Origin of the sequence: Streptomyces griseoflavus (assembly GCF_014649995.1) — a bacterium.
In the GTDB taxonomy this organism is placed as follows: Bacteria; Actinomycetota; Actinomycetes; order Streptomycetales; family Streptomycetaceae; genus Streptomyces; species Streptomyces griseoflavus.
In genome coordinates this window covers 78,214-104,637 of record NZ_BMUC01000014.1, presented here as the reverse complement: position 1 = coordinate 104,637, position 26,424 = coordinate 78,214, and the positions used below count along the sequence as shown (strand labels likewise).

General features: G+C 73.1%; 23 protein-coding genes. 22 read left to right on the top strand and 1 reads right to left on the bottom strand.

From position 1 onward, the window contains the following. Positions 1-33: 33 nt before the first annotated feature. The gene (locus IE172_RS26190; RefSeq protein WP_190099851.1) at positions 34-1,083 is read right to left on the bottom strand and encodes a ParB/RepB/Spo0J family partition protein; all 1,050 of its coding nucleotides are present in this window, start codon (positions 1,081-1,083) and stop codon (positions 34-36) included. 304 nt (positions 1,084-1,387) lie between these two features. Between IE172_RS26190 and IE172_RS26185 the strand changes: the two genes are divergently transcribed. The 22 genes from IE172_RS26185 (at position 1,388) to IE172_RS26080 (ending at position 26,363) form a co-directional block, all read left to right on the top strand. Then, positions 1,388-1,975, top strand: a complete 588-nt coding sequence (locus IE172_RS26185; RefSeq protein WP_190099776.1) for a DUF5987 family protein — start codon at positions 1,388-1,390, stop codon at positions 1,973-1,975. Beyond that, on the top strand, positions 1,972-3,645 hold the full coding sequence (locus tag IE172_RS26180) for an FAD-dependent oxidoreductase (RefSeq protein ID WP_190099775.1): 1,674 nt from the start codon (positions 1,972-1,974) through the stop codon (positions 3,643-3,645). The genes IE172_RS26185 and IE172_RS26180 overlap by 4 nt, the downstream gene beginning before the upstream one ends. A gap of 129 nt (positions 3,646-3,774) precedes the next feature. Beyond that, a complete protein-coding gene (locus tag IE172_RS26175; protein ID WP_190099774.1) occupies positions 3,775-4,803 on the top strand; it encodes a carboxymuconolactone decarboxylase family protein in 1,029 nt (342 codons plus the stop codon). A gap of 83 nt (positions 4,804-4,886) precedes the next feature. Continuing rightward, on the top strand, positions 4,887-5,693 hold the full coding sequence (locus tag IE172_RS26170; RefSeq protein ID WP_190099773.1) for a TIGR03084 family metal-binding protein: 807 nt from the start codon (positions 4,887-4,889) through the stop codon (positions 5,691-5,693). A 79-nt stretch (positions 5,694-5,772) separates the two neighbouring features. Beyond that, positions 5,773-6,660, top strand: coding sequence for a prephenate dehydrogenase/arogenate dehydrogenase family protein (locus IE172_RS26165; RefSeq protein WP_190099772.1), 888 nt, complete (start codon positions 5,773-5,775; stop codon positions 6,658-6,660). A 40-nt stretch (positions 6,661-6,700) separates the two neighbouring features. Beyond that, positions 6,701-6,895, top strand: coding sequence for a DUF6059 family protein (locus tag IE172_RS26160; RefSeq protein WP_190099771.1), 195 nt, complete (start codon positions 6,701-6,703; stop codon positions 6,893-6,895). Positions 6,896-7,121: 226 nt separating this feature from the next. Next, entirely contained in the window at positions 7,122-8,366 is a 1,245-nt protein-coding gene (locus IE172_RS26155; protein ID WP_190099770.1) for an ATP-grasp domain-containing protein, read from the top strand. After that, positions 8,363-9,628, top strand: coding sequence for an ATP-grasp domain-containing protein (locus tag IE172_RS26150; RefSeq protein ID WP_190099769.1), 1,266 nt, complete (start codon positions 8,363-8,365; stop codon positions 9,626-9,628). Before IE172_RS26155 ends, IE172_RS26150 begins: the two co-directional genes overlap by 4 nt. A 39-nt stretch (positions 9,629-9,667) precedes the next feature. Further along, on the top strand, positions 9,668-10,306 hold the full coding sequence (gene epsC / locus IE172_RS26145; protein ID WP_190099768.1) for a serine O-acetyltransferase EpsC: 639 nt from the start codon (positions 9,668-9,670) through the stop codon (positions 10,304-10,306). A 58-nt stretch (positions 10,307-10,364) separates the two neighbouring features. After that, positions 10,365-11,318 carry a cysteine synthase A gene (cysK, locus tag IE172_RS26140; RefSeq protein WP_190099767.1) on the top strand — a complete coding sequence of 318 codons (954 nt, stop codon included), beginning with the start codon at positions 10,365-10,367 and terminating at the stop codon, positions 11,316-11,318. Then, positions 11,315-12,547, top strand: a complete 1,233-nt coding sequence (locus IE172_RS26135) for an ATP-grasp domain-containing protein (protein ID WP_190099766.1) — start codon at positions 11,315-11,317, stop codon at positions 12,545-12,547. Before cysK ends, IE172_RS26135 begins: the two co-directional genes overlap by 4 nt. 159 nt (positions 12,548-12,706) lie before the next feature. Continuing rightward, on the top strand, positions 12,707-14,461 hold the full coding sequence (locus tag IE172_RS26130) for a non-ribosomal peptide synthetase (protein ID WP_190099765.1): 1,755 nt from the start codon (positions 12,707-12,709) through the stop codon (positions 14,459-14,461). Positions 14,462-14,514: 53 nt separating this feature from the next. Next, positions 14,515-15,897, top strand: coding sequence for a condensation domain-containing protein (locus IE172_RS26125; protein ID WP_190099764.1), 1,383 nt, complete (start codon positions 14,515-14,517; stop codon positions 15,895-15,897). Between the two features lie 49 nt (positions 15,898-15,946). Continuing rightward, positions 15,947-17,185 carry an acyl-CoA dehydrogenase family protein gene (locus tag IE172_RS26120; RefSeq protein ID WP_190099763.1) on the top strand — a complete coding sequence of 413 codons (1,239 nt, stop codon included), beginning with the start codon at positions 15,947-15,949 and terminating at the stop codon, positions 17,183-17,185. Positions 17,186-17,220: 35 nt separating this feature from the next. Then, positions 17,221-18,468, top strand: coding sequence for a cytochrome P450 family protein (locus tag IE172_RS26115; RefSeq protein WP_190099762.1), 1,248 nt, complete (start codon positions 17,221-17,223; stop codon positions 18,466-18,468). Between the two features lie 223 nt (positions 18,469-18,691). Further along, complete coding sequence (locus tag IE172_RS26110; RefSeq protein ID WP_190099761.1) at positions 18,692-19,576, top strand: DNA-processing protein DprA; 885 nt, start codon at positions 18,692-18,694, stop codon at positions 19,574-19,576. A gap of 14 nt (positions 19,577-19,590) precedes the next feature. Then, positions 19,591-20,340, top strand: a complete 750-nt coding sequence (locus IE172_RS26105; RefSeq protein WP_190099760.1) for a hypothetical protein — start codon at positions 19,591-19,593, stop codon at positions 20,338-20,340. A 379-nt stretch (positions 20,341-20,719) separates the two neighbouring features. Continuing rightward, complete coding sequence (locus tag IE172_RS26100; protein WP_190099759.1) at positions 20,720-22,243, top strand: hypothetical protein; 1,524 nt, start codon at positions 20,720-20,722, stop codon at positions 22,241-22,243. Positions 22,244-22,419: 176 nt separating this feature from the next. Continuing rightward, a complete protein-coding gene (locus tag IE172_RS26095) occupies positions 22,420-23,514 on the top strand; it encodes a type IV toxin-antitoxin system AbiEi family antitoxin domain-containing protein (RefSeq protein WP_190099758.1) in 1,095 nt (364 codons plus the stop codon). 53 nt (positions 23,515-23,567) lie between these two features. Further along, positions 23,568-24,488 carry a nucleotidyl transferase AbiEii/AbiGii toxin family protein gene (locus IE172_RS26090; protein WP_229886399.1) on the top strand — a complete coding sequence of 307 codons (921 nt, stop codon included), beginning with the start codon at positions 23,568-23,570 and terminating at the stop codon, positions 24,486-24,488. 739 nt (positions 24,489-25,227) lie between these two features. After that, positions 25,228-25,881, top strand: a complete 654-nt coding sequence (locus IE172_RS26085; RefSeq protein WP_190099757.1) for a type IV toxin-antitoxin system AbiEi family antitoxin domain-containing protein — start codon at positions 25,228-25,230, stop codon at positions 25,879-25,881. Then, positions 25,878-26,363 carry a hypothetical protein gene (locus IE172_RS26080; protein WP_190099756.1) on the top strand — a complete coding sequence of 162 codons (486 nt, stop codon included), beginning with the start codon at positions 25,878-25,880 and terminating at the stop codon, positions 26,361-26,363. Before IE172_RS26085 ends, IE172_RS26080 begins: the two co-directional genes overlap by 4 nt. Positions 26,364-26,424: the final 61 nt, after the last annotated feature.

The following is a 26,424-nucleotide window of genomic DNA, read 5'->3' as shown; positions in this document are numbered from 1 at the left end:
TCCCTGTGGTCGAGAATGGCGATGCCGCGCCTTTCAGTTCCGGGGCGGCGGCGCGGTCCGAACGGTGCCGGCGGGCCCCATGTCGGTCAGGCGGCGGCTGGCCAGGTCCTCGGCGAACCTGCGCCAGGTGTGCGAGCACTGCAGAGCCAGTTCGGCCACGGTGGCCGTGCAGTGCGGGGGTACGGCGCCCGCCTGCTGCCGCCATGCCTCGTCCACCACGAAGTGGGTGTGCAGCCAGCGCAGGAAGTGGCGCCCGGACTCGGACTGGCGCAGCGACGGGTCGGCGGCGAGGTTGCGGAGCGTCTCCAGCGGGGTGCGGCTGCGTCCGCCGGCGGCCGGGCGGGCGCCCGCCGGACGGCCGGGCGCGGTGTGCGCCGGCGCCCGGTCCGCCAGGGCGGCCGGGACGGCACCGGCCTGCGGTGTCCCGCCCTCCGGCTCCTTGCCGCGCCGCCGGCTCGGTACCGGGGTCTCGCCGCGCTGGAGACGCCTGCGGACGTCGTGGGCGGTGCCCAGCGACAGGCCCGACCGCTCGGCGACGGCCCGCAGCGGCAGGTCCGGCTCGCTGGTCATGAGTTCCGCGGCGCGCAGGCGTTCCAGCGTGCGGTCCAGCGGGTGGTCCTTGCCGTCGCTGCCCACCCGCGTGTTCGACTGCGGAGTCCCCTCGGTTGAACTGCGCCGCACGGCCGCGACCGTCTTGGGGTCGAGCCCGGTGCAGGTGGCCACGGCCCGGTCGGAGAGGTCCGCGTGGGAGCGCAGGATGCGTTCGGCGGCGGCCTTGCGGTCGGCCGTCGACAGCGGCAGCCCGTGGGCGATGTTCGCGGACACCGAGCGCAGGAAGGTGTCCTTCTCGGGTCCGTCGAAGTAGTGCACCTCGACGGCGTCCTGTCCCATCAGGGCGGCGGCGGCCACCCGGTGCGAGCCGTCGACGATCCGCATCGTCGGACGGTGGACCAGGATCGGCGGCAGTGAGGCGAGGATGTCGGCGAGGCGCTGCACGTGCGCGTGGTCGACTCCGTTGAGCCGGGGGGAGTCGGCCGGGAGCAGAGCGACGATACGGACCCGCTGGGTGTAGTTCGTCGGCAGCTCCAAAGCCTTGTCGCTTTCCAACCTGCCACCCCCTGGACCGGTACGAATTGTTCCGGCGTGCCTCCTCTTCGCACGAAACAGGTCCTGTTTCTCGCAGAAGAGGAATACGTGGCAGGAACGTTAGGCGATCGAACGGTCTTTTGGGCGGGGCGGCGGGGGCGACGCGTCGACTCCGCCTAGTTCATTCATGCAACCCACTGTTCGGTGAACGCCGTCGGGAGTCAGTTGTTTGAAAAGACTCGGCAGTTCTACGTTCTCCCCACACCCCAGGTGAATCCACCAACGAGACCGGGAGGACGCGTTGCAGGCATCGGCAAGAATTCCCGAGCGCAGGGTCGACATCGGGGACGAGGCGACCCTCACCCTCGAGGCCTATGCGGACACCATCGTTCCCGGCGAGAAGCGCGGGTCCGGCGACCGGGCGATAGCCGGCGCCGGCACGGGAGGAGGAGCGGTCGCCGCCGGCGCCCTGGACCTCCTGCGCTGGGACGCCACCGGCATCTCCGAGGGCCTGGAGGACCTGGCCGGTCTCGTCAACGACCACGCCAGGGCCTACGCGGCCGGGGAGGGACTGGAGCCGGACGACACGGTGCCGCCCTTCGTGGCCCTCGGCTACGAGGACCGGGTGACGCTGATCCAGCGGCTGACCACCCCGGGCCACCCGGAGAAGGACTTCTGGGTCCTGCTCTCCCTGTTCTGCAACATGGCCTTCGACTCCGCGGCCCATCTGAACACCGCGCAGGCCATCGAGGACGGCCACCCCGGTCTCTCGGCGATGGGCATCACCGCCCCCGACGCCGACGGCCTGTGGCGGTTCTCGGACTTCGGCTACGGCCGCAAGCTGGCCGAGCTCCACCCCGACACCACCGCCACCGGGAGTCCGGCATGAGCAACGCGATCGAGAAGACCGACGTCCTGGTCATCGGCAGTGGCTTCGGCGGGGCCATCACCGCCTACCACCTCGCCGCCGGCGGGGCGAAGGTCACCGTGCTGGAGCGCGGGCCCTGGCTGAACAGCTCCGACTTCGAGCACGACTACAAGCTGGGCTCCTCCTACACGCGCGCCTTCGACTTCGTGGTCGGCGACGGGATGAGCGTGCTGGGCGGCAACTGCGTCGGCGGCGGCAGCGTCGTCTACTTCGCGGCCATGCCCCGCGCCCCGCGCTTCGTCTTCGACCGCAAGGGCAGCATCGGCCGCCGCATGTGGCCCTCCGCCCTCAGCCGCGACACCCTCGACCCCTGGTACGACCGGATCGAGGAATCCCTCTCGGTGACCAAGCAGGAATGGAGCGACGTCAGTTACGCCGGGGGCCTGTGGGCGGCGGCCTGCCACCACGCCGGCCGCACCGCCAACCCGCTCGCCGTCGCCATCGACAACTCCAAGTGCGCCAACTGCAACTTCATGATGGCCGGCTGCCGCTTCGAGGCGAAGCAGTCCCTCACCGTCAACTACCTGCCGGCCGCGATCGCCCACGGTGCCGAGATCCGGCCCCTGCACGAGGTGCAGCACCTGTCCAGGACCGCCGAGGGGGACTACCGGGTCCACTACAACGTCGTCGACGACCAGGACTACCGGCTGCACCACGACTCCGGCGTCATCCAGGCCAAGATCGTCGTCATGGCGGCCGGTGCCGCGGCCACGCCGGTCATCCTCCAGCGCAGCGAGACCCACCTCGGCACGATGCCGCACGCGGTCGGCCGCTACTTCTCCGGCAACGGGGAGCGGCTCAACACCGCCGTCCTCGACGAGGACAAGATCGCCGAGATCCTCGGCCTGACCCGCGGCGAGGGAGCCCTGCCCTACGGCGCCAACGCGATCGGCCGGGGGCCGACCGTGGCCAGCTGGGACAAGCTGGACGGCTCACTGCCGGAGTACTCCCGCTACTCGCTGGAGCAGCTGTACTTCCCGCCGGGCCTGGGCACCATCCTCGCCCAGGTGCCCGACGCCACCGGGCCGACCTGGTTCGGCCGGGAGAAGAAGGAGATCCTCCGCAACTGGAAGTCCTGGCTGACGATCTTCTCGATGACCGAGGACGACAACGAGGGCGTCTTCGGCCCGCCGCCGGCGACCGGCAACGCGATGCGCATCTCCCAGCAGATGCTCGGCCGCGGCAACCTCTCCTACCGGCCGACGAGGAACACCTGGCACGGCTGGAACCAGTCCGACGCCGAGGTGAAGGAGATCCTGGAGAAGGACGGCCTCGCCAAGGTGATGCCGTGGACCAACGACCTGGTCGGCGCCTACACCGTGCACCCGCTCGCCTCCTGCCGGATGGGCGACGACCCGCACACCTCCGCCCTGGACGACACCAACGAACTGCGCGGCCACTCCGGCGTCTTCGTCACCGACGCCTCCGCGGTCCCCGGCGCGCTCACCGTCAACCCGGCGATGACCATCGCGGCCGTGGCCGAGCGCGCGGTGCCGCACATCGTGGCGGCGGCCCGGCTCAGGGGAGTCGCGGTGAACTACGGCGCCCCGGCGCCCACCGGACACAAGAGCGGCCGCAACGCGGTCCTGCCCCTGCTGCGCCGGGGAGTCCGGCAGCCGGCCGGCGTGTGACCGGCACCGGCGGGCGCGCCGCGCGCCGGCCGGCCGGTCGCGCCACAGGACTTTCCCTTCCCCGGTGAGTTGCTTCACGCAACCCGCCCGCGATCCCAGGAGGCAGCGGTGCGACCGCTCGTGCGAACCATGCTGAAAGGCTCCCTCAAGCAGATCCGGCACGTCACCGCCGTCCCGCCGCAGCAGGCGCGGGGCCTGGTGGCCGACGTCTACCGGGGGGCCCGCCGGGAGTTCGGGATCCTCGCACCGCCGCTGGCGCTGCACTCCCCGGCGCCCGAGGTGCTCGCCGCCTGCTGGATGCTGCTGCGCGAGACCCTCCTCGTCGAGGGCCGGGCCGGCCGGGCCGCCAAGGAGGCCGTCGCCACCGGCGTCTCCCAGGCCAACGCGTGCGCGTACTGCGTCGACGTCCACCGGGCCAAGCTGCAGACCCTGTCCGGGCCGGACACCCCGGCCCTCGCGGCCGTCACCGACTGGGCCCGCGGCCTCACCACCGCCGGCGGCCCGCCCGGGGCCGTCCCCTTCGCCGCCGGTCACCTGCCCGAACTGCTGGCGACCGCCGTCACCTTCCACTACCTCAACCGCATGGTCCTGCTGTTCCTGCCCGACTCGCCGGTGCCCGCCGCGGCCCCCAGGGCCGGACACGGACCGGCGCTGCGGATCGTCGCGCGGGCCATGCGCCCGGACGCCGGCGCCCCGGTCACCGCCGGAGCCGCCCTCGGCCTGCTGCCCGCCGCGCCGCTGCCGGCCGCGCTCGCCTGGGCCCGGCCCGAACCGGCCGTCGCCGGGGCCCTGTCCCGCGCCGTCGCCGGCGTGGACGCGGCCGCCGAACGCTGGGTCCCCGAAGCCGTGCGGGAGCTGCTGCACGCCGAACTCGCCGTGAGCGACGGCACGCCGCCCGGCCCGAGCCGTGCCTGGCTCGAGCCCCTCGTCGCACCGCTCGACCCCGCCCCGAGGGCCGTCGCCCGGCTGGCCCTGCTCATCGCGCTCGCCCCGTACCAGATCACCGACGGGGACGTGACCGCGTTCCGGGGCGTGCGGCCCGGCGACCGCGAACTCGTGGAGCTCGCCGCCTGGGCGTCCCTCACCGCCGCCGTCCGCACCGCGAGCCGTTTCGCGGAGCCCGCCCCCGACACCCCCCGGCCCACCCGCACCGCGTAGGCACCCGGGCCCGGTGCTTCCCGCGCCCCGGCCCCCGTCCCACCCCACCGACCCCGTACGACAGCCCTGAAGGAGCCTCTGCCATGAACAGCGTCAACGACGTTCTGAAGGACCTGGCGACCGACATCGAGGAGACCGCCCGTCTCGTCGAGGGCCTCGACGAAGCGGCATGGAACACGCCGACGCCCGCCCCCGGCTGGCGCATCGCCGACCAGATCGCCCACCTGACCTTCATCTTCCACCTGGCCGGCACCGCCGCCTCCGACCCGGAGGCCTTCGCCCGCATCGCCGCCGGCGCCGCCCACGACTTCGACGGGGCCGTCGACGCCGCCCTGCGCCAGTTCAACCAGTTCCCGCCCGAGCAGCTGCTGGCCCGGTTCCGCGCGTCCGGCCGGGCGTCCGTCGACGCGCTGGCCGCCGTACCGGAGGGCCAGGTGGTGCCGTGGCTGGTCAATCCGCTGCCGCCCGCCGTGCTCGCGTCCGCCGGCATCATGGAGGTCTTCGGCCACGGCCAGGACATCGCGGACGCCCTCGGGGTGCGCCGCGAGCCGACCGGGCGGCTGCGGCACCTGGTCTTCTTCGCCCTCCTCACCCGGGACTTCGGCTACCTGTCCCGCGGTCTGACCCCGCCCACCGAGCCGTTCCGCATCGAGGTCACCTCGCCCACGGGCGACCTGTGGGCCTTCGGCCCCGAGGAGGCCACCGACCGGATCACCGGCCCGGCCGAGGACTTCTGCCTCCTGGTCACCCGCCGCCGCCACCGCGACGACCTGGCCCTCACGGCCGAGGGCGCGGAGGCCGAGCGGTGGCTCGACATCGCCCAGGCCTACCGGGGACCCGCCGGAGAGGGCCGGCGTCCGGGCCAGTTCTCCGGAGGCGGTGAGCACTGAGCCGCGCCACGGTCACCACCCCCGAGTCCCGGGCCCGCACCCCGCCGGCCGCCCCGCCCGCATCCGCCCAGGAGCCGTCATGACCCCCGCCTTCCTGCGTACCGCCGTCGTCATCGGCTGCGGCGTCACGGGAACCTCGATCGCCCTGGCCCTCACCCGGGCCGGGGTCGACGTGGCCCTCGCGGACCGGGACCCGGACGCGGTCGCCCGGGCCCAGCGGCGGGGGGCGGGCACACCGTGGGCCCCGAGCCGTCCGCCCGCGGACGTCGTCGTCGTCGCCACCCCGCCGTCCGCCGTCGTCGACGTCCTGCACGACGCGCAGGCCCGCGGCCTGGGCCACGTCTGCACCGACACCGCGGGGACCAAGGACATCGTCGCCGCCGAGGCCGAACTGCGCGGCTGCGACCTCAAGGGCTACGTCCCCGGACACCCGCTGCCGGCCCGGGGCGCGGCGGGACCGTCCGCCTCCCGCTTCGCCGGCCGGCCCTGGATCCTGTGCCCCTACGACACCACTCCCCGGTGGGCGCTCGCGGCGGTCTCCGAACTCGTCGCCCTGTGCGGGGCGACCCGCCGCGACATGACGCCCCAGGACCACGACCGGGCCGTGGCCGCCGTCAGCCACCTGCCGTACGTGGTGTCGGCCGTCGTGGCCGGCGGGCTGCTCGACCTCGACCCGGAGCTGCTGCCGCTCGCCGGCGACGAGCTGGCCGGCCTCGTCAGGGCCGTCGCCGCGGTCCCCGGCGCCGGCGGCGACCTGCTGGCGCACAACGCCGGGCCGGTGGCCGACCGGCTCGACAAGACGGCCGCCGCGCTGTCGGCCGCCGCCCGGATGCTCCACCGCGGCGAGGACACCGTGCCCGTCGAACTCGCCCTGCTGCTGGAGCTGGGTGAGCGGGGGCGGACCGCGCTGGAGGCGGCCGGCGAGGACCGCACGGCCGAGGATGCCCGCCGGCCGGACGGGAGGTGACGCTCACCCGGTCCCGACGCCGAACGAAGGACGACCGTCGATGCCCCGATCCCCCTTCCTCCGTCCCGTCTACGAAGCCCTGTCCGCCTTCGGATGGCTGTTCATCGGCCCCGTCCCGCTCCCCGAGCGGCGGCAGCCCCTGACCGGCCCCGCGCCCCTGCACCCCGAACGCCTGTGCCCGCAGCGGCCCCTGACGGCCGCGGAGCACGCCCTGGACCGGCAGCTGACGGGCTGAACCCCGCCGGCCCCGCCCGCCACGGAGCCCGGTACCCCGCACGGGATGCCGGGCTTCTTGGCGTCCCGGCACGCCCACGCCACCGTTCGACTTGGCAAAGTCGGGTGAACACCCAGGTCACAGCCGTGCGTCGCGGGCATGGCACGGGCGAAGATGCCGCTTCGAGGCGGCGCGGAAAACGATGGACGGGCCGTTGCGAGACGCCCTACGAGAACGGAGCCCCCGCATGACACACGGCGTGCCGAACCAGCGCCTGCTGATGGTGATGCCCTACAGCCAGTTCGTCCGCAAGGCCGCGCAGGCGGGGTTCGAGGTGTGGGCGATCTGGGACCCGGCCCTGCGCGAGCGGGCCTATCTCGACTCGGTCGCCGAGCACGCCCGCGAACTGCTGCTGACCGACTTCTCCGACGAGGCCGCGCTGCGCTCCCTGATCGCCGCCACCGTCCGGGCCCACGACATCGGCACCGTGCTGCACCTGGGCGCGGAGAGCAGCATGGGCCCGGTCGTGGCCGAAGCGGAGGCGCTCGGCCTGTCGCCCAACCCGGCCGCCGCCGTGCACCGCCTCAACGACAAGGCGGCGCTGCGCGCCCTGCTCGCCGAGCACGGGATCTCGCCCGTGCTCAGCGAGGCCGCCCCCACCGTCGAGGCGGTCGCCGCCGCCGTCGCACGCCTGCCGCTGCCCGTCGTGGTCAAGCCCACCCGGCTGTCCGGGAGCCGCGGCATCGCCCTCATCCGGGACGCCGCCGACCTCGACGAGTGGGCCGGGCGCGTCACCGCCGCGGGACACACCGGCCCGTACCTGGTCGAGGAGTACCTGGGGGGACCGGAGTTCAGCGTCGAGACCCTGTCCACCGGCGGGACGCACCACGTCATCGGCATCACCGCCAAGCGCACCACCGGCGCACCGCTGTTCGTCGAGACCTCCCACATCCACCCGGCGCCGCTCGCTCCCGCCGACGACGAGGCCGTCCGCACCCTGGTGACCCGGCTGCTCGACGCGGCCGGCCTGGTCTTCGGGCCGGCGCACACGGAGGTGATCCTCACCGAGCACGGTCCGCGCGTCGTGGAGTCCCAGACACGGCTGGGCGGGGACCGCATCCCGCAGCTGATCGAGACCGCCACCGGGTACGACATCGAGGCGGAGATCTTCCGCACCCTCGCGGGGGCCGCCACCGCACCGCCCACGGCGCTGCACACCGCGTCCGTCGGTTTCTTCCTGCTGCCGCCGGGGCGCCTGGCGGAGGTCCGCGGCCTCGACGCCGTACGGGCCCTGCCCTACGTGCACACCCTGCACTTCCCGTTCGCCCCCGGGGACGAACTGCCGCCCACCACCGACTCCGCCACCCGCCACGGCTACGTCGTCGTCGACGCCCAGTCACCGGCCGAGGCCGAGGAGCGCGTCGCCCGCGTGCGCTCCCTGCTCGGCGCCGACGTGCGCGAAGCCGTCACCTCGAAGGGAACCCCGCGTTGAGCCCTGCCCCGACCGTGCTGCTGATCGGCGGCGTCGACGCCCACCTGGAGCGCTTCGACGCGCTCGGGGCACGGATCGTCCTGATCCAGCACCCCGACAAGATCACGCCGTACCAGACCCGCACCGCCCACGCCCTGCTGATGCTGGACTACACCGACTGGGAGACCGTACGGCCGTTCGCCGAGGCCGCCCGCGCCGTCTACGGCGCCGACGCGGTGGTCTCCCTCACCGAACCCGGTCTCGACCCCGCCGCCCGGCTGTCCGACCGGTTCGGGCTGAGCGACGGCCGGCGGTACGAGGTGAGCCGCCGGATGCGCGACAAGTACCTGATGCGCCGGCACCTCGCCGAGCGCGGGCTGCCCGTCCCCGAGCACGGCCTCGTCGACGGCCCCGGCTCCCTGGCGGACTTCGGCGAGCGGGCCGGCTACCCCTTCATCGTCAAACCCGTCTCCACCACCGCCGGATTCGGCCTGCTGCGGGTGGAGGGCCCGCAGGACCTCGACGCCGCCTGGGCGCGGATCCGCACGCTCGACGGCGGACGCACCGACCGCGGCTCCACCATGTTCACCGTCGACGGCTTCCTCATGGAGTCCTACATCGACGGCCCCGAGTTCAGCGTCGAGTCGCTCAGCTTCGCCGGCCGGCACGTCGTCGTCGCCGTCACCGAGAAGCTCACCGACGACGCCCACTTCGCGGAACTCGGCCACGTGGTGCCCGCCCGGCTCCCCGCGACGGACCGGGCCCGGCTCGTCACCGCGGTCGAGGACTTCCTGACCGCCATGGACGTCACGGACGGCCCCGCCCACACCGAGATCCGGCTCTCCGCCCGCGGCCCCGTGGTCATCGAGTCCCACAACCGGCTCGGCGGCGGGCACATCCCCGACCTGGTCCGCGCCGCCTACGGCATCGACCTGATCGCCTACGGGGCCGCCTGGCCGCTCGGCCTGACCGAGCCGCTGTCCGCACCGCCCGAGCCCACTGCCGCGGCCGTCACCCGTTTCGTGCTGCGCGACCCCGGCACCGTCACCGCCGTGCACGGCGTCGAGGACGTCGCCGCCCGGCCCGACGTGCTGCTCGCCCAGGTGTCCGTCAAGCCCGGCGACACCGTCCGCGAGCTGCGCGACAACTGGGACCGGCTCGGCAGCGTCGCGGTCACGGCCGCCGACCCCGACAGCGCGGTCCGGCTGTGCGAGCACCTGGTCCGCGAGGAGATCCGCGTCGACGTCGCCCCGGCCGCCCCCGAAGGGCTGCGCGCGGCCTGAGCGGGCCCGCCCCCGCACGACCAGGAGGAGTTGACCACCATGTCCGAACGACGAGGACTGCTGCCCACCCTGCGCGAGGACCTCGGCGTCGTCGTCGAACGGGACCCGTCCCTCGGCGGCCGCTGGGAGGCGCTCGGGCACACGGGCCTGTCGGCCCTGTGGGCGCACCGCGTCGCGCACCGGCTGCACCGCGGCCGGACCCGCTGGGCCGCGCGCGCCGTCGCCCGGATCGCGCGCCGCCGCACCGGGGTCGAGATCCACCCCGGCGCGCGGCTGGGCCGGCGGGTCTTCATCGACCACGGCGCGTCCGTCGTGATCGGGCAGACGGCCGTCGTAGGCGACGACGTGACGATCTACCAGCAGGTCACGCTGGGGGCCGTCGGCTGGTGGGCCGACAACGCGCGGCCGCCCGGCGCCCGGCGGCACCCGGTGGTCGGCGACCGGGTCGTCCTCGGCGCCAACGCCACCGTGCTCGGCCCCGTCACGGTCGGCGACGACTGCCTGATCGGGGCCATGGCCACCGTCATGGACGACGTCCCGGCCGGCGCCCGCGTCTACGCGGCCCGCTCGGTCGTCCGCCCCGCGCCCGACCCGGCCCCCGAGGGCACGCACCCGGCGCGGTCCGCGCCGCCGGCCCTCGACGCCGTCCGCCTGCTCGCCTCGGCCGGCTCCTGGTGAGCGGCCGCGGGGCGCACCGCCCCCTTCCCGCCCGCCCCACGCCCTCCTGGAGACTGCCGTGACCACCGCCGTCCGCACCGAACGCAGGGTCGCCGACGGGCTCGAAGAGCTCATCGGCGGCACCCCACTGGTCCGCCTCGCCGTCGCCGGGGCCGCGCCCGGCGCCGAGGTGCTCGCCAAACTGGAGTCCGCCAACCCCTTCGCCAGCAGCAAGGACCGCGCCGCCCTGGCGATGCTGCGCGGCGCCGAGGAACGCGGCGACCTCGCCCCCGGCAGCACCGTGGTGGAGTCCACCTCGGGCAACACCGGCATCGCGCTGGCGGCCATGGCCGCCCGGCGCGGCTACCGCTGCGTCGTCGTCCTGCCCGACAGCGCCACCCCCGAAAGGATCGGCCTGCTGCACGCGCTGGGCGCCGAGGTCGTGCAGACGCCCAGCGCCGAACGGTTCGCGGGCGCCATCGCCAAGGCCGAGGAGATCCAGGCCGCGACCCCCCGGTCCTGGTACGTGCGCCAGCACGAGAACCCCGACAACGTCCGCGCCCACTACGAGAGCACCGGACCGGAGATCTGGGCCGACACCGGCGGCCGCGTCGACGTGCTCGTCGTGGGCGTCGGCACCGGCGGCACCCTCACCGGCGCCGGACGCTACCTGCGGGAGCGCAACCCCGGCCTGCGCATCGTCGCCGTGGAACCCGAGAACTCCCCGGTGCTGTCCCGGGGGTACGCGGGCAGCCACCGCATCCCCGGCCTCAACGGGGGTTTCGTGTCGCCCACCACCGACGTGGACCTCATCGACGAGGTGATCACCTGCCCGGACGAGGCCGCCCTGGAGACCGCCCTCGCCCTGGTGCGCGAACAGGGCCTGTTCGCGGGGGTCTCCTCCGGAGCCGCCGTGTACGCGGCGACCCTCCTGGCCCGGCGGGCGGAGACCACCGGCAAGTCCGTCGTCACGATCCTGCCCGACACCGGTGAGCGCTACGTCAGCGTCTTCAACGAAGGGACCCCCTCATGACCGTCCTGGTCCTGCACCGAGGCTCCCTGCGGGCCAACCCCTACGAGCGGTGGCTCGCCGACGGGGAGGAGAAGATCGTCCTGCTCGGTTCGGCCGAGCAGCTCGCCCTGTTCGGCGAGGACCTGCCCACCACCGCGCCCTACCTGCACGCCGAGGTGCTGCCCGACTACGACACCAGCCCCCGCGTCGTCGAACGGGCCGCCGAACTCATCGAGGAGTTCGGCGTCACGGACGTGGTGGCCTGCCAGGAGTTCGACATCGAGCGCGCCGCCGAGCTGCGCGAACGCCACGGCCTGCCGGGCCAGCGGCCGGACACCGCGCTGGTATACCGCGACAAGTGGGAGATGAAGCAGGCCGCCGTACGGGCCGGCATCAAGGTCGCCGACCACACCCTGCTGCGCACGCCCGGCGACCTCACCGCCTTCGCGGGCCGCCACGGGCTGCCCGTGGTGGTCAAGCCGCGCCGCGGCGCCCTGTCCGTCGGCGTGGCGATCCTGCGCACCGAGGAGGAACTGACCGCGTGGCCCGCCACCGCCGGGCTGACCGGCCCGGACGGTGAGCCGCAGTGGCTGGCCGAGACGTTCGTCGAGGGCTCCATGTGCCACGTCGACGGCACCGTCCTGGACGGGCGGATCGCCACCCTGTGGCCCTCCCGCTACCTGTACGCGCTGGCGAACTTCCGCGACCGCGCGGGCCGGGTCGACATCGCCCTGGACACCACCGACCCGCTCGCCCGCAGGCTCACCGCGTTCGGCGAGGCCGTCCTGGACGCCTTCGGCGGACCCGACCACTTCGCCTTCCACATCGAGGTGTTCCACACGGACGACGACGAACTCGTCCTGTGCGAGGCCGCCTCACGGGCGGGCGGGGCCGGCGTCCGCGACGTCCAGCGGGCCCTGTTCGGCTTCGACCCCATGGAGTACCCGGTGCGCCGCCAGCTGGGCCTGCCCGTGGACCACGAGGGCCGGGCGGACCCCGGGCGGATCGCCGGGCAGCTGCTGTTCACCAAGCGGCCGGGCGTGCTGCGCGCCCTGCCCGACCCGGCGACCCTGCCGCCGGGCGTCCTCAAGTACACGACGTACGCCCGGCCGGGGGAGGAGGTGGCGGAGGCCTCCCACTCGGGGGACTTCCTCGCCGCCTTCGTGATCGCGGGCCGGGACCGGGCCGAGTGCGAGGCCCGCATCCGGGCCGCCGAGGCCTGGTTCACCGCCGGACTCGACATCGGCTGAGCCGCCGACCTGACCAAGTACGCGCGTCGTGCGCGGCGGCGCGGGGCGCGGCAATCCAGGAGATGCCGCGTCCCGCGCCGCTGTGTGACCGTTCCGGCAGAGCCGGGGGCACGGCGGGTCCGCCGTCCGCCGTAGGGGCCGATCGGATGGGACAACGCCTTGGTCAGCACATCGATTCAGCAGCAGTTCGCCGAGCGGGTGAACTCCACGCCGGACGCGGTGGCCGTCTCGGCGCCCCTGGACGGCACCGCCCTGACGTACCGCCGGCTCGACGAGCGCGCCAACCGGCTCGCGCACCGGCTGATCGCCCTCGGCGTGCGCCCGGGCGACCCGGTCGCCGTGCTGATGCAGCGCTCGCCGGACGTCGTGACCGCCCTGCTCGCGGTGCTGAAGGCCGGCGGCACCTGTCTGCCCCTGCACAGCTCCCAGCCGCTCGCACGGCTGCAGCACATCACCGACCGGGCCGGCGCGCCCGTCCTGCTGACCGACGCCGTCATGCGCGAGCGCGGACTGCCGAAGGCCGGCGCGGTCGTCGAACCCGCCACCGACCCGGCGGTCGCCGCCTCCCCGGCCACCGACCCGGGCGTCGCGTCCGGACCCGACGCCGTGGCCTGCGTCATCCACACCTCCGGATCCACCGGCGAACCCAAGGGCGTGGAGGTCACCCACCGCGGCGTCCTCGCGTTCGCCGCCGACAGCTCCTGGGGCCCGGCGCACCGCCGGATCCTGTCCCTGGCCCCCTACGCCTTCGGTGTCTCCGCGTACGAGATCTGGGTGCCGCTGCTGAACGGCGGCCGCATCGTGCTGGCCCCGCCGGGCGAACCCGACGTGGCCACCGTCCGGCGGCTCCTCGCGGACGAGGGCGTCACCGCCCTGCACGTGACGGCCGGCCTCTTCCGCGTCTTCGCCCAGGAGGCGCCCGGGATCTTCGCCCCGGTCCGCGAGGTGCTCACCGGCGGCGACGTCGTCGCCCCGGCGGCCGTACGGCGCGTGCTGGACGCCTGCCCCGACACCGTCGTACGGGCCATGTACGGCGCCACCGAACTCACCGCCTTCGCCGCGCACACCACGATGACCGCCTCCGGCCCGCCGGACGGCCCGGTCCCCGTGGGCCGGCCGATGGACGGCGTCGGGTTCCGGCTGCTCGGGCCCGGCCTCGCCCCCGTGCCCGACGGGGAGGCCGGCGAGCTGTACGTCACCGGGGACCGGCTGGCCCGCGGCTACCACCGCGACGCCGCCCTGACCGCGGACCGCTTCGTCACCGGCCCCGACGGCACCCGCATGTACCGCACCGGCGACCTCATGCGGCGCACCGCCGACGGGCAGCTGGAGTTCGCCGGACGCCTCGGCGACCAGGTCAAGATCCGCGGCCACCTGGTCGAACCGGGCGAGGTGGAGCACGTGCTGGGCCGCCTGGACGGGGTGGCGGACGCCGCCGTCGTCGCCCGGGACGACGCCCTCGGCGAGGGCAAGCTGCTCGTCGCCTACGTGGTGCCCGGGCCCGCCGGTGTCTCTGCCGACGGCCTGCGCGCCGCGGTCGCCGCGCTGCTGCCCGACTACATGGTGCCCGCCGCCTTCGTCGAGCTCGCCGCCCTGCCCCTGACCCCCAACGGCAAGCTGGACCGTGCCGCGCTGCCCGCCCCCGCGCGGCCCGCCCCGGCGCCCGCCCCCGACGACCTCACGCCGGGCCGGCGACTGCTGTGCGACCTGTTCGCCCGCGCGCTCGGCCTCGACGCGGTCGGCCCCCACGACAGCTTCTTCGAGCTGGGCGGCGAATCCCTTCAGGCGATCCGGCTCGCCGGCCGCATCGGCGCCGAACTGGGCGTGGAGGTGTCCGCCGCGGACATCCTCAGCCACCCGACCGTCGCCGAACTCGAAGCCCTGCTGCGCGAGACGAGCCCCGCCCCCCTCTAGGCCCACCCAGGTCACGACGCGGTCGCCCACGACCGGGAAAAGGATTGGTCACCTTGAGCATCACCGCCGCAGCGCCGCAGCCGGACGCCCGCGCCCAGCGGATTCCGCTGTCGTACAACCAGCAGTTCCTGCTCGCCTTCGACAAGGGCGAGACGGACGGCGCGTTCGGCCACCGGCACACCCTGGTGTGCGGCTGGCGCGTCACCGGCGCCGTCGACACCGACGCCCTGCGGCACGCCCTCGACGACGTGGTCGAGCGGCACGAAGTGCTGCGCACCGCCGTGACCGGCGACGACGAGGGCGGCCACCAGACCGTCCACCCGCCCGCCCCGGCCGTCCTGGAGGTCACCGACCTGCCGGCCACCGACGCCGCCTCCCGCGACCTGCGCGCCGAGGAGTTCCTGGGCGACCTCGACGCCGCCCCGTTCCCGGTGCGGGAACTGCCCCACCTGCGGGCCTTCCTGGGCCGCTTCGACGCCACCGACGCCGTCCTCGTCCTCGCCACCCACCACACGTCCACCGACGCCTGGTCCCTGCAGATCCTGATGCGCGACCTGGTGGCCGCCTACCGTGCCCGCGCGGCCGGCGGCACGGGCGGCCCGGGCGAGGTGGTCCAGTACCGGGAGTTCGCCCGCTACCAGCAGGAGAACGCCGGCAACGAGCGCATCGACCGGGCCCGCGCCCACTGGCGCGAGCGCCTCGACGGGGCGCAGATCACCGGCATCGCCTCCGACCGGCCGGACCGGCCGGACCTGCCGAGCGACTACGGCGTGCACCGCTTCGTCTTCGACGCCGAACTGTCGAAGCAGGTCGTGGAGTTCGCCAGGGCCGAACGCTGCACCCCCTTCATGGTGCTGGCCGCCGCCTACAGCGTGCTGCTGCGCCGGCGCACCGGCAGCACCGACGTCGTCTTCCCGACCTTCTCCTCGGGCCGTTACGAGGAGCGGTTCGCGGACACCGTCGGCCCGTTCTTCAACTTCGTCCCCATCCGCGTCGACACCGGCGACTGCACCACCCTCGCCGACGTGCTGGACCGCTCCCGCGCGGCCTGCGTGAACGCCTACCGCCACGAGATCCCCTTCGCCCGCATCGCGGAGGACAACCCGGCCCTGCTCGCGCCGTTCGCCGACGGCGACCTGGCCGTCGTCGCCTTCGAGGTGCTCCAGTCGGCGTTCCCGCTCGACGGTGAGGAGGAGACCGACGGGCCCCGCTTCACGGAGATCCGGCGCCGCACCCTGTCCCAGCGGGTCAGCTCCGCCATCCCGAACGGCGGCCTGTGGGCGATGGACGTCCTGCCCGGCGGGGAGCTCGCGGGCAGCCTGAAGTTCGACCACAACCGCTTCGACGAGAGCACGGCCCGCGACCTGGTGGAGCAGTTCCGCCACCTGCTCGCGGTGCTGAGCAGCGCCCCGCACACGCCGCTGTCCCACCTGTGACCGGCACACGCCGCAGGCCGCCCCTTCGACGCAAGAGGACCGATCCACGATGACTTCCACCCTGCCCGAGACGTCCCCGCCGCGCGCGGCCGTGCCGGAACCGGACCTCACCCCGGACGAGATCGTCGCCCGCGCCGAGGAACTGGCGGCGCTCCTGCCCGCCCGCCAGGCCGAGACGGAGCGGCGCGGCTACTACGCCGAGGACACCCACGAGGCGTTCACCCGCGCCGGCTTCTACCGCATCCTGGTGCCGCGCCGCTACGGCGGCTACGAGTTCGGCCCGTCGACGTTCATGCGGGTCGCCACCACGCTGGCCCGCGGCTGCCCGTCGACCGGCTGGATGTACCTGTTCGGCGCGGCCCACGCCCTGGTCGCCGCGACCCTGTTCGACGAGCGCACCCAGGCCGAACTGTTCGCCGGCGGCGACTTCGTCTGCCCGGCCACGGTGGCCCCGGCCGGCACCGCCACGCGCGCCGAGGACGGGTCGTGGCAGGTGGAGGGCGTCTGGAACTACTGCTCCGGCGCCCCCTACGCCACCCACTTCATCGGCCACACCCTGGTCTTCGACTCCCCGGACCAGCCGCCCGCGCCGATGCTGTTCATCGCCGAACGGGCGCAGTTCGAGCGCCTGGACGACTGGGGCGACCAGCTCGGCCTCAAGGGCAGCGGCTCGCACAGCATCCGCATCACGGGCGCCCGCATCCCCGCCCACCGCACCCTGCCCGGGCACCTCAGCCAGATCCCGGTCACCGACGCCCTGCCGGGACGCCTGCTGCACGGCCCCGAGTACGGCGGCGGCCCGCTCAGCTTCATGCTGCTCGAACTCGGCGCGCTCGCCGTCGGCATGGCCCGCGGCGCGCTGGACGCCTACGAGGAGCTGATGCGCACCCGCACCACCACGTTCTTCCCGATCGTCCCGCGCACCGAGGACCCGGACTTCCAGTTCCGCTTCGGCGAGGCCACCGGCATGATCGCCACCGCGGACGCGGCGATGACCGAGGCCGTACGCCAGTGGGAACAGCTCTGCCTGAAGGACGCCGCGGCCTTCACCCGCGAGGAGGAGCTGCGGCTGGCCACCATCAGCCGTGAGGTGGTCCGCCTGTGCTGGAGGGCCGTGGAGGGCCAGCTGTTCCCGACCGCCGGCTCCAGCTCCGTACGCGCCGGGGAGCGCGTCGAACGGGTCTGGCGCGACCTGTCGATGCTGCACAGCCACGCCGGCAACGGCGTCTTCCTCGCCTCGCACGCCGGCCGGGAGCTGGCCCGCGCCCACTTCGGCACCGGCCAGTGACCGCCCCCGCCCCTTCTGCAGACAGGGAAAATCCCATGGAGCAAGGCTGCCCCTTCGCCCTCGACACCACCGGGCGGGACCTCCACGGCGAAGCCGCCGTCCTGCGGGCCCAGGGCCCCGCGGTGCAGGTGGAACTGCCCGGCGGCGTCCTCGCCTGGTCGCTGAACGGCCACGACGTCATCAAGAAGGTGCTCGGCGACCCGCGGGTCACCAAGAGCGCCCGCAACCACTGGCCGGCCTTCCGCAGCGGTGAGATACGGCCCGACTGGGAGCTGATCAGCTGGGTGGCCATGGACAACATGGTCACCGCCTACGGCAAGGACCACGTCCGGCTGCGCAAGCTGACCGGCAAGGCGTTCAGCCCGCGGCGCACCGAGGCGTTCCGTCCGCGCGTGGAGGAGCTCACCGACCAGCTCCTGGACGCGCTGGCGCAGGCAGGGCCCGGCGAGGTGGTGGACCTGCGCGAGCGGTTCGCCTACCCGCTGCCGGCGCGTCTGGTCGCCGACCTGATCGGCATGCCGGAGGAGGCCCGCGCCAAGACCGCCAAGGTCATCGACGCCATGGTGGACACCACCATCACCCCCGACCAGGCCCAGGCCGTGCTCGCCGGCTGGCGCGGCGCGATGGCGGACCTGATCGCCGACAAGCGGCGCGAGCCCGGCGAGGACATCACCAGCGACCTGGTGGCCGCCCGCGACGAGGACGGCTCACGGCTGTCCGAGGACGAGCTGACCGACACGATCTTCGCCATCCTGGGCGCCGGCTCCGAGACCACCATCAACTTCTTCGACAACGCCATCACCGCGCTGCTGTCCGACCCCGCGCAGCTCGAACTGGTCCGCTCCGGACAGGCCACCTGGGACGACGTCATCGACGAGACGCTGCGCGTGGAGTCGCCGCTGGCCCACCTGCCGCTGCGCTACGCCGCCGAGGAGATCGAACTCGACGGCGTCACCATCCCCAAGGGCGACCCGATCCTGGTCAACTACAGCGCCGTGGGCCGCGACCCGCGGCTGCACCCGGACGCCCCGGACGCCTTCGACCTCACCCGCGCCGACAAGGAGCACCTGTCCTTCGGGTTCGGCCCCCACTACTGCCTCGGCGTGGGCGTGGCCCGCCTGGTGGCCCGCACCGGACTGTCCCGCCTCTTCGCACGCTTCCCGGACCTGTCGCTGGCCGTGCCCCGGGAGGAGCTCCAGCCGCTGCCGACGTTCATCATGAACGGCCACCGCAGCCTGCCGGTCCGCCTGACGGTCCCGGCCCTGGCCACCACCGCCTCCTGACCTCTCCTGACGCCGCCGTCCCGCCCGGGGGCCGTCCCGCCACGCGCGGGACGGCCCCCGTCGTCGTGTCCGCGCGTACGGGGCGTCCGCCCGGTCCGGCGCCTCGTATCCGGCCGGTCCGGTTCCAGTCCGCGATCTGCCGGAGTGCGGTCGGACGGTCGGCGAAAACCCTCCTCCCTGCCCTTCGACCGCCCGGACGAAGTCGGCTTCCTATACTTCTGGCATGGACCATGACCTGGAGCGTGCCGCGCTTGTCGCCTTGATGCGGCGCGGGGATCGCTCCTGGCCGGATCTCACCGATCAGATCGAGTCGGTGGGCAGTGCCCGGGAGGTCCTGGACAGCGCGCTCGACGCCTCGGGGCAAGGAGCGCTCTTCGACACCGGACCCGCGGTGGACCTGGAGGCCGTCGCCGGCGAGATCGCCGCGTGGGAGCGCGAGGGGATGCGCCTGGTGACGATCCTGGACGAGGACTACCCGTTCTATCTGCGGTTGGTCCACCAGCGCCCGCCGTTCCTGTTCCTGCGTGGCACGCCGGTCGAGGACGATGCGAGGGTCGCTGTCGTCGGCACCCGCACTCCCACGCCGGAAGGTGTCGCTCACGCCCGCGCCGTCGCGGGCGGGCTCGCCGAGCGTGGCGTCACGGTGGTCTCCGGACTGGCGGCCGGGGTCGACACGGCCGCGCACGGCGCCGCGCTCGCTGTCGGCGGCCGTACGGTTGCGGTCGTCGGCACCGGTCTGCGCCGTACCTACCCGGCACAGAACGCCCGGTTGCAGCAGGAGATCGCCGAGCGAGGACTGGTGATCTCACAGTTCTGGCCGGACGCGCCGCCGTCGAAGACATCCTTCCCCATGCGCAACGCGGTGATGAGCGGCTACAGCCTGGCCACTGTCGTCATCGAGGCGGCCTACCGCAGTGGCGCACGGATGCAGGCCCGCCTCGCCCTGGAGCACGGCCGCCGGGTCTTCCTCATGCGGTCCCTGATGACGCACGAGTGGGCCCGCGCGTACGCGACCCGGCCCAACACCACCGTCATCGACGGTCCCGAGGACGTCTTCCGGCAGCTCGACTCCCTCGTCCCCGCCACGGGCGAGCTGACCTGGGCGTAGCGGGCAGCCCCCGGATGACCACCGTTGTCGGGCTGTCCGCCCGCTACGCCAACTTCCTCGTCCACCCGCTGCTGCCGGGACCCGGCGTGTGCCAGGTCTGCCGTGGTCCCGCCAAGACGGGGTATCCGACGTGCTGGCCGTGCCACGAGGCAAGCGGAATCCTCGGGGCGGGCGTCGCCGACACCGTGGTTCCGGTCAGCCTGGCCCTCAAGCGGGAGCAGTACGCCAACGAGCTCTGGCGGTACAAGAACGCCGCAGGTCCTCAGCAGCAGTACTTCCGCATGGGACTGGCAGCGGTGCTGTGGCGTTTTCTCGCCGCGCACGAGGGCTGCATCGCGGACAGGTGTGCCGTCCCGGGGTTCGGCATCGTCACCACGGTGCCCAGCACCAGTGGCCGGGCGGACCATCCACTGCGCACCATGGCCGCCCACATGGTGGGCGCGACCAGGGACCGCTACCGGGACCTGCTCGCGCCGATTCCGGACGCGGCCGCACTCGGGCGCACGGTGTCTCCGTCGCGTTACACGTCGTCGGCGCTCTGGGGCGACGACGTCCTGCTCGTCGACGACACCTGGACCACCGGCAACCACGCCCAGTCCGCGGCCGCCGCCCTGAAGGCCGCAGGTGCCCGCAGCGTGGCTGTCGTCGTCCTCGGCCGCCATCTCAACACCGACTACGGGGACACGGCCGGCCACGTCGAGCAGGCCCGGCTGCGTCGCTTCTCCTGGGACATCTGCGCCCTTCGGAACTGGGATCACGGGTGAGGCGTCCTCCCTGGCGCGGTCACCGACCTGGGCGGCGGGAGAACCGGCCGGCCGACGTGGGAAACGCTCCCTGTGCGGGCCGGCGCACGCTCTGACAAGGGAGTTCCAGTCCTGCCCGCGGTTCGTGGACGCAGGACGTTCACGAGGGCCGTCGGACGGTTCGGCTTGTTGCCCGGAGTGGCTGGACACGCGTCCCCGGCTCGGGCACTCGCACCGGCCGGCGGCTGCACCGACCCGAACTGCCACATCCCTGAGAGAAACCACCTCCGCCCCGAGGCGTTGACCGGGTGACGCCGCTCCGCCCGGCTCGCCGTGCACCGCGCAGGCTGTGGAAGGGCGGGCGGCGGGCACCGGACGACGCAGGGGGAGGGAACGCGGGATGACCGAGACCGCGGTGGAGGAACGGGACGAGCGGGTGCCGGGGCGCTGGTGGACGGTGCGTCTGGACGCCGTCGGCCGGGGCAGTACGGCGGTGCGCGTCACGTGCAGCCGCCCCGCCTGTGCGGAGCAGCGCCTGCCCACCGCGGCCGCCGGCCGCGCGGCCGCGGTCGCCCACTTCGGGGCCCACCTGCGCGCCGCCGCCCCCAGGGACGGGGCGTACTGCGCGTGCCGGACCGAGGGCTGCCGCACCCATCTGCCCGGCCCCGGCCGCCCCGCGCGTACCGAGCCCTGGCGGTGCGGCGGCCCGGTCGTCCTCGCCGTCGTCACCGACCGGGAGGGACGCTGGTGGCAGGCGATGGAGTGCTGCTCGCGGTGCGCGGCCGCCACCCCCGGGGCGAGGACCGTGGGCAGCTCCCGGACGCCCGCCCCACGCACCGCCGAACGCCCGGCCCACGCGGGTGTGGGGGTGCCCCAGTTCTCCGACCACCGGGCCCCCGCCGGGACGGCGGCTCCGGCCCCGACTCCCCGCTCCGTACCCGCGAGGCGCCGCCCCCGGCAGGGGAAGATCGCCCAGCGGATCGTCCCGCACGACCTGCTGCCCGACACCCTGCGGGACGAACTCACCGAACTCGGCGACCTCTTCCGCGCCTACCAGCGGCGCGAGCAGCCCGACCTGGCGCTCCTCGCCGACCTCCAGGAACGCAAGGCCCGCGCCTTCACCACCTGGGCCGCCGTCACCGGCGACGACACCCTGCGCGAGGAGGCCGGGCGCGCCGGGCAGGCCGCCGCCACCATCCGCTTCCAGCACCGGCAGCGCACCGGCGACCACACGCACGGCGACGGGCCGGCCGTGACACGGCTGCTGACCGTACCGACGCAGTGGGAGCACGTACGGTCCGTCCTCACGCACGTCGCCGGCCACACCCCGCTGCCCGGACCGGACGCCCGGCTGCTGGTACTGATGCTGACCCTGCGCACCGCGCACACCGGCACCGGAAACCTCGTCGGCCAGGACCTCAACGGGCTGGGCCTGACCGATCCGGGAGGCCTGGTCGAGGAGCTGACCGGCTGCGGGTGGCTGTCCCTCCCCGGCACCGCCGGCGACCTGCTCGCCTCCCGGCCGGAGAACCCCACCCCGATCACCGTCCCCTCCCTGGTGCCCCCCGAGGACGGGACCGGCCCGTTCACGTTCGGCCGGAAGACGCGGCCCAAGCTCTCCGGCTGGGCCCAGCGGGTCGTCACCGACAAGAAGCTCCGCAAGACCAGGGCGTCCGCCGCCACCCGGCTGCTCGCCCTGACCCTGGCCGCCCACACCGACGCCACGGGCCGCCTCGGCCCCGACAGCCAGGGCATCACGCTGGACACCCTCACCACCCGTGTCCCGGTCGGCCCCGCCGAACTCCAACCCCTCACCGACCACCTGACCGCGGCGGACTGGCTCACCGACCCCACCCTCACCGACACCCACCTCACCGGCCACCTGACCGAACGCGTCCTGCCCCTCAGCTGCCCGCTTCTCTGACCGCGCCGTCTTCGGAGGCACCGCTGCTCTGCCGGGGGCCGGGTGAAGCCGAAGCTGGCGCGGGTGTCGATGACGTGCGTGTGTCGGCAGAGAAAGTTACGTCAACCTCGAAGAGATGCAGAGTTTGTTACCTCTAAGATGCAACAAACTCTGCAAGACTATGTAATCTTCTCTGTATGGAGCGTGCTGAGCAGCTGGCGATTCTGTCCGGTGTGGCAGCCGATCAGTGGGGCTTGGTGACCGCCGCGCAGGCCAAAGCGCACGGCTTGAGTGCCGTACAGCTCAAGCGCCTGACGGAGGCCGGCCTGCTGGAGAACGTCGGCCGAGGCGTCTATGCCGTGCCGGCCGCCGGGCTGCCTCGTCACCTGGAGATCAAGGTGGCCTGGCTGCGTCTGCAGCCCACCGTGCCCGCATGGGAGCGCCCCATCGGTGGCCCGGACTCGGGCGTCGTCTCTCATGCCTCCGCGTGTCAGCTGCACTCCCTCGGCGACATCCCTGCCCCCGACGTGGAGATCAGTGTGCCCCGCCGGCGCACGACCACAGAGCCTTTCGTCCGGCTGCGCACCGCTGACCTGCCCACCGCAGACATCACCCTTGTCGATGGCCTGCCGGTGACCACCCCAGCGCGCACCATCGTCGACCTCCTGCAGACAAAGGCAGACGGCGGTCACGTCGGCGGGGTGATCGCAGATGCGGAACGCCGTGACCTTGTCGACATCAACGTGCTGGCACAAGCCGTCCAGCCATACGCGCGCAAGTACGGCCTTCGCCCTGCGGCCACGGGCTATGAGCTTGTCGAGCACCTGGTGGGCCAGGCGGGACGGACCTTGCACGCCCAGGAGGTGGCCCGCGCCGGCGAAGAAGGCCTTGCCATCGGCGCAGCGCTCGACGCCGCCATGCCCGACATCCTTGGCAGCAGCGTGTTGCGCGCATTGCAGGAGCTGCTGGATTCATCGGCATTCAAAGAAGCACTCAGGAACACCATGCCTTCGTCTCGTCTCAAGGACATGCTCCAGCAGTCCGGCGCGATGAGCGGCCTCCTGCCGGCAGTGCAAGCCTTGAAGATGACGTCGGTTTTGTCGCCTGAAACCCAACGGGCGTTGCAGGGGCACTTGGCCATGTCCGGTCCGGCCACGGCTCGAGCGGTCCGCGCCCTGCGGCAACCGGACGCCGCGCCATTCGGCAACAGGAACGATGCTGCCCCGGACAACGACTGCGAGTCGGACGAAGAACATCCAGACGAGTCGAACGACAAGCCCACCCCCCGCTAGAGTCAACCGCCCAGCACATCGGGTTCCGCGAGGCCGGGGGAAGCAAGCCGCACATGGGGAAAACCTACGCGAGTCCGCCGGCGTTCCGAGCGGCCCTGACCCAAGCCGCCAAGACCATGTCGAAGAAGACCGGCATGAGCGTCTCCGACCTCATGAAGATCTTCTACTTCAACCGTCTCGCCGCCCGGGTGTTCACCAAGGAACCCGACGACTGGCTCATCAAGGGCGGCCAGGCGCTCCTCGTCCGCTACCGCGGAGCTGCCCGCCTCAGCCAGGACATCGACCTGCAGTGCGCTCAGCCCGAGCGCACCGCGGAGGAGGCCAGGGAACTCGTCATCGCCGCGGCCTCCCTCGACCTCGGCGACTACCTGCGCTACGTGCCCGGGAAGTTCCTCGAACACAGCGATGAAGGCCGCGGCGGCGCCCAGTACTTCACAGTCTTCCTCGGACAGACTCACGTCGCCACCATCAAGGTCGACCTCGTTGTCGGCCGCACCCTGGCCGGCACCCCCGAGATCCGCACCCTGCAGTCCGCCGTCGACATCGCATGGCCCGTCGACTGGCCACAAGTCCGCCTCTACCCCGTCATTGACCACATCGCAGACAAGATCTGCGCGATGTATGAGCGCCACGGCCGAAACGGCGAACACGGATCCAACCGCTACCGTGACCTGGCCGACCTCCTCCTGATCAGTCAGCAGGAAACAGTGCCTGGCCGAGCCGCTTGCCAGGCTCTCCAGCGGGAAGCAGAGCGCCGGCGCAGCCTCGGAACCCAGGTACTGCTCCCTGTTGCATTCGAGGCCCCCGGCTCTGACTGGCACGACGGATACCCCAAGCAAGCGGCCATCGTCCTCGGGCTGCAAGGCTGCAGTACTTTCGCCGAAGCGGCCACGGCAGCCGAAGCCTTCCTCAACCCCATGCTCACCGGCACAGCACACGGCACGTGGAACCCGCACCAAGGGACGTGGTCCTGAGCCGCTGATGGCTTCGGGCACGGGCGCGGTTGAGTGTCACACCGGCCCCCGGCTGAGCGCTTGGTAGCCCTCCAGTCGGAACAGCCTGGAATGCTCAGCCACAGAACAGAAGCCCCGCCGGGGGAGCCACGGCATTCGGCGTGCGGAGGTACCGGAGCCGAATGGCCCCCCGGGGCCAGGCGGCGGAACCGTCCACCGGCCCCAGCCACGCTTCCGCGTTTTTTGAGCGTCACGGCCGGTACCGCCCGAGACGCAGAGCCGCTGGTGCTGTCCAGGACCTGCACGGGGCCGCGGAGCCGCACGCGAAGCCGCGCGCGCCACGACGGGGTCCGGCGAGCGGCCTCTGGCACTGCTGCTGACAGGGCCGGTTCCACGGCGTGGCGGTGCTTGATCACGGCGGGGAGAACCGGTATCACGCGCGCGCACGCTCTAGAGAGAAGAGCCGCGCGTTTCCGCAGGTCAGAGACCCAAGCTTGGAAAGATATGTCAGCCCTGGACTGACATATCTCCGTACGGAGGTCAGCCGTTCCTGACCTAACGGCGTCGTTTTGTGGCACTACTGCCACGAAACGACGCACGGCGGGTCAGTGGGCGATTCGGATGGAATCCGCAGGCAGAAGCCGGATTCGGACTGGTGTTTGGACGACTTTCGTGTCATTGCTGCCACGTTTCGGTGGCACTACTGCCACGGATCTGCCTCAATGGTTCCGACGCCAGGACGATCGAGGAGCGGCGACCCATGAGTTCAGGGCCCCTGGACGGCAGCGCGGTACCGAAGCTGCCCGGCGTTCCGTCCGGTCGTCGGCGGCGCCCGAAGCCGCCGCCCACCGCGTACAACCGGTCTTCCGGCCCCACGATCGAGCTGCCCGCCGGCCATGCCGCTCAGGTCTTCCCGCTCGGTTCCAGCACGGGGTTCATCGGCGAGGCGTTCTGCATGGACAGCCTGGAATTCATGCGCTGGGCCGCCGTCCGCTACGACGCCGACCGGTTCGTGCTCGTCGTGCTGTTCCACCTGATGGGCTCTCAGCAGCCAGGCGGTCTGATCGAGGTCAAGCACGAGAACGTTGCGGAGGCCCTCGGGTACAGCCGGCCTCACATCAGCCGTGCCTTCGGCGTCCTGGAGGCCGACGGCGCGCTGCGCAGGCTCCAGCGGGGCCTCTACCAGCTCAACCCGGCCGCATCCCTCAGGGGCGGGATCAGGGAGCCGGTGGAGGGCGGGAGGAAGCGCTCCGAGACGGGTACGGGTGCCAGGGTGGAACAGTTGGACCTGTTGCGCGAGATCCTGGAGGACCCGGACGCACCCGAAGCGTTCCGGGCCATGGCCGCTCCCGGCACGAGACTTGAAGTGCGCAAGGGGTCGGATTCGGATGGGAAAGGGAAGGCGATGTCATGACGTCCGCCACCGAGGAATGGGCGCCGCGCCGCAACGTGCTGTGGGGCAGCTTCAACGGTCTCGCGTACGTGCCCCGGCTGCCCCCCACTGCCTACGCCCTGTTGCTGCACATGATGACCGAGCAGGAACCCGGAGGCATGGTCGTCGCCACCCATGACGAACTCGCCCACGGCCTCGCCATGGAGCGCGGCATGATCAGCCGCGCCATGCCCCACCTGGTCGCCGCCCGGCTCGTCACCGTGGTCCGCCGTGGCCGCTTCCAGCTCCACCCGATGATCGCGGCTTACAACGACCCGCGCGAGCAACAGCGAGCCGTCAAGGCCCTCCCACGGGAGATGCGGCTGGACGCCGGCGACTTCGAGGACGAGTACGAGTACCGCTTCCAGCTCCACCTGGACGAGAAAGCCCGCAAGGCCGAGGCCAGGGCCAGGGGAAACGTCACCTCCATCACCAAGCCGGTTCGTCTCAAGCGCGTCCACTGACCCTCGCCGACCGCACGGGCACGGCGGCTTCGCGACCGTCCGTGCCGTCCGTGGACGGGCG

Coding starts and splice junctions, on each gene's coding strand:
- IE172_RS26175 (WP_190099774.1), top strand. CDS start 3,775: ATGCTGAAAGGCTCCCTCAAGCAGATCCGGCACGTCACCGCCGTCCCG.
- IE172_RS26120 (WP_190099763.1), top strand. CDS start 15,947: ATGACTTCCACCCTGCCCGAGACGTCCCCGCCGCGCGCGGCCGTGCCG.
- IE172_RS26115 (WP_190099762.1), top strand. CDS start 17,221: ATGGAGCAAGGCTGCCCCTTCGCCCTCGACACCACCGGGCGGGACCTC.
- IE172_RS26155 (WP_190099770.1), top strand. CDS start 7,122: ATGACACACGGCGTGCCGAACCAGCGCCTGCTGATGGTGATGCCCTAC.
- IE172_RS26110 (WP_190099761.1), top strand. CDS start 18,692: ATGGACCATGACCTGGAGCGTGCCGCGCTTGTCGCCTTGATGCGGCGC.
- IE172_RS26095 (WP_190099758.1), top strand. CDS start 22,420: ATGGAGCGTGCTGAGCAGCTGGCGATTCTGTCCGGTGTGGCAGCCGAT.
- IE172_RS26135 (WP_190099766.1), top strand. CDS start 11,315: ATGACCGTCCTGGTCCTGCACCGAGGCTCCCTGCGGGCCAACCCCTAC.
- IE172_RS26085 (WP_190099757.1), top strand. CDS start 25,228: ATGAGTTCAGGGCCCCTGGACGGCAGCGCGGTACCGAAGCTGCCCGGC.
- epsC (WP_190099768.1), top strand. CDS start 9,668: ATGTCCGAACGACGAGGACTGCTGCCCACCCTGCGCGAGGACCTCGGC.
- IE172_RS26165 (WP_190099772.1), top strand. CDS start 5,773: ATGACCCCCGCCTTCCTGCGTACCGCCGTCGTCATCGGCTGCGGCGTC.
- IE172_RS26160 (WP_190099771.1), top strand. CDS start 6,701: ATGCCCCGATCCCCCTTCCTCCGTCCCGTCTACGAAGCCCTGTCCGCC.
- IE172_RS26180 (WP_190099775.1), top strand. CDS start 1,972: ATGAGCAACGCGATCGAGAAGACCGACGTCCTGGTCATCGGCAGTGGC.
- IE172_RS26105 (WP_190099760.1), top strand. CDS start 19,591: ATGACCACCGTTGTCGGGCTGTCCGCCCGCTACGCCAACTTCCTCGTC.
- IE172_RS26080 (WP_190099756.1), top strand. CDS start 25,878: ATGACGTCCGCCACCGAGGAATGGGCGCCGCGCCGCAACGTGCTGTGG.
- IE172_RS26170 (WP_190099773.1), top strand. CDS start 4,887: ATGAACAGCGTCAACGACGTTCTGAAGGACCTGGCGACCGACATCGAG.
- IE172_RS26090 (WP_229886399.1), top strand. CDS start 23,568: ATGGGGAAAACCTACGCGAGTCCGCCGGCGTTCCGAGCGGCCCTGACC.
- IE172_RS26100 (WP_190099759.1), top strand. CDS start 20,720: ATGACCGAGACCGCGGTGGAGGAACGGGACGAGCGGGTGCCGGGGCGC.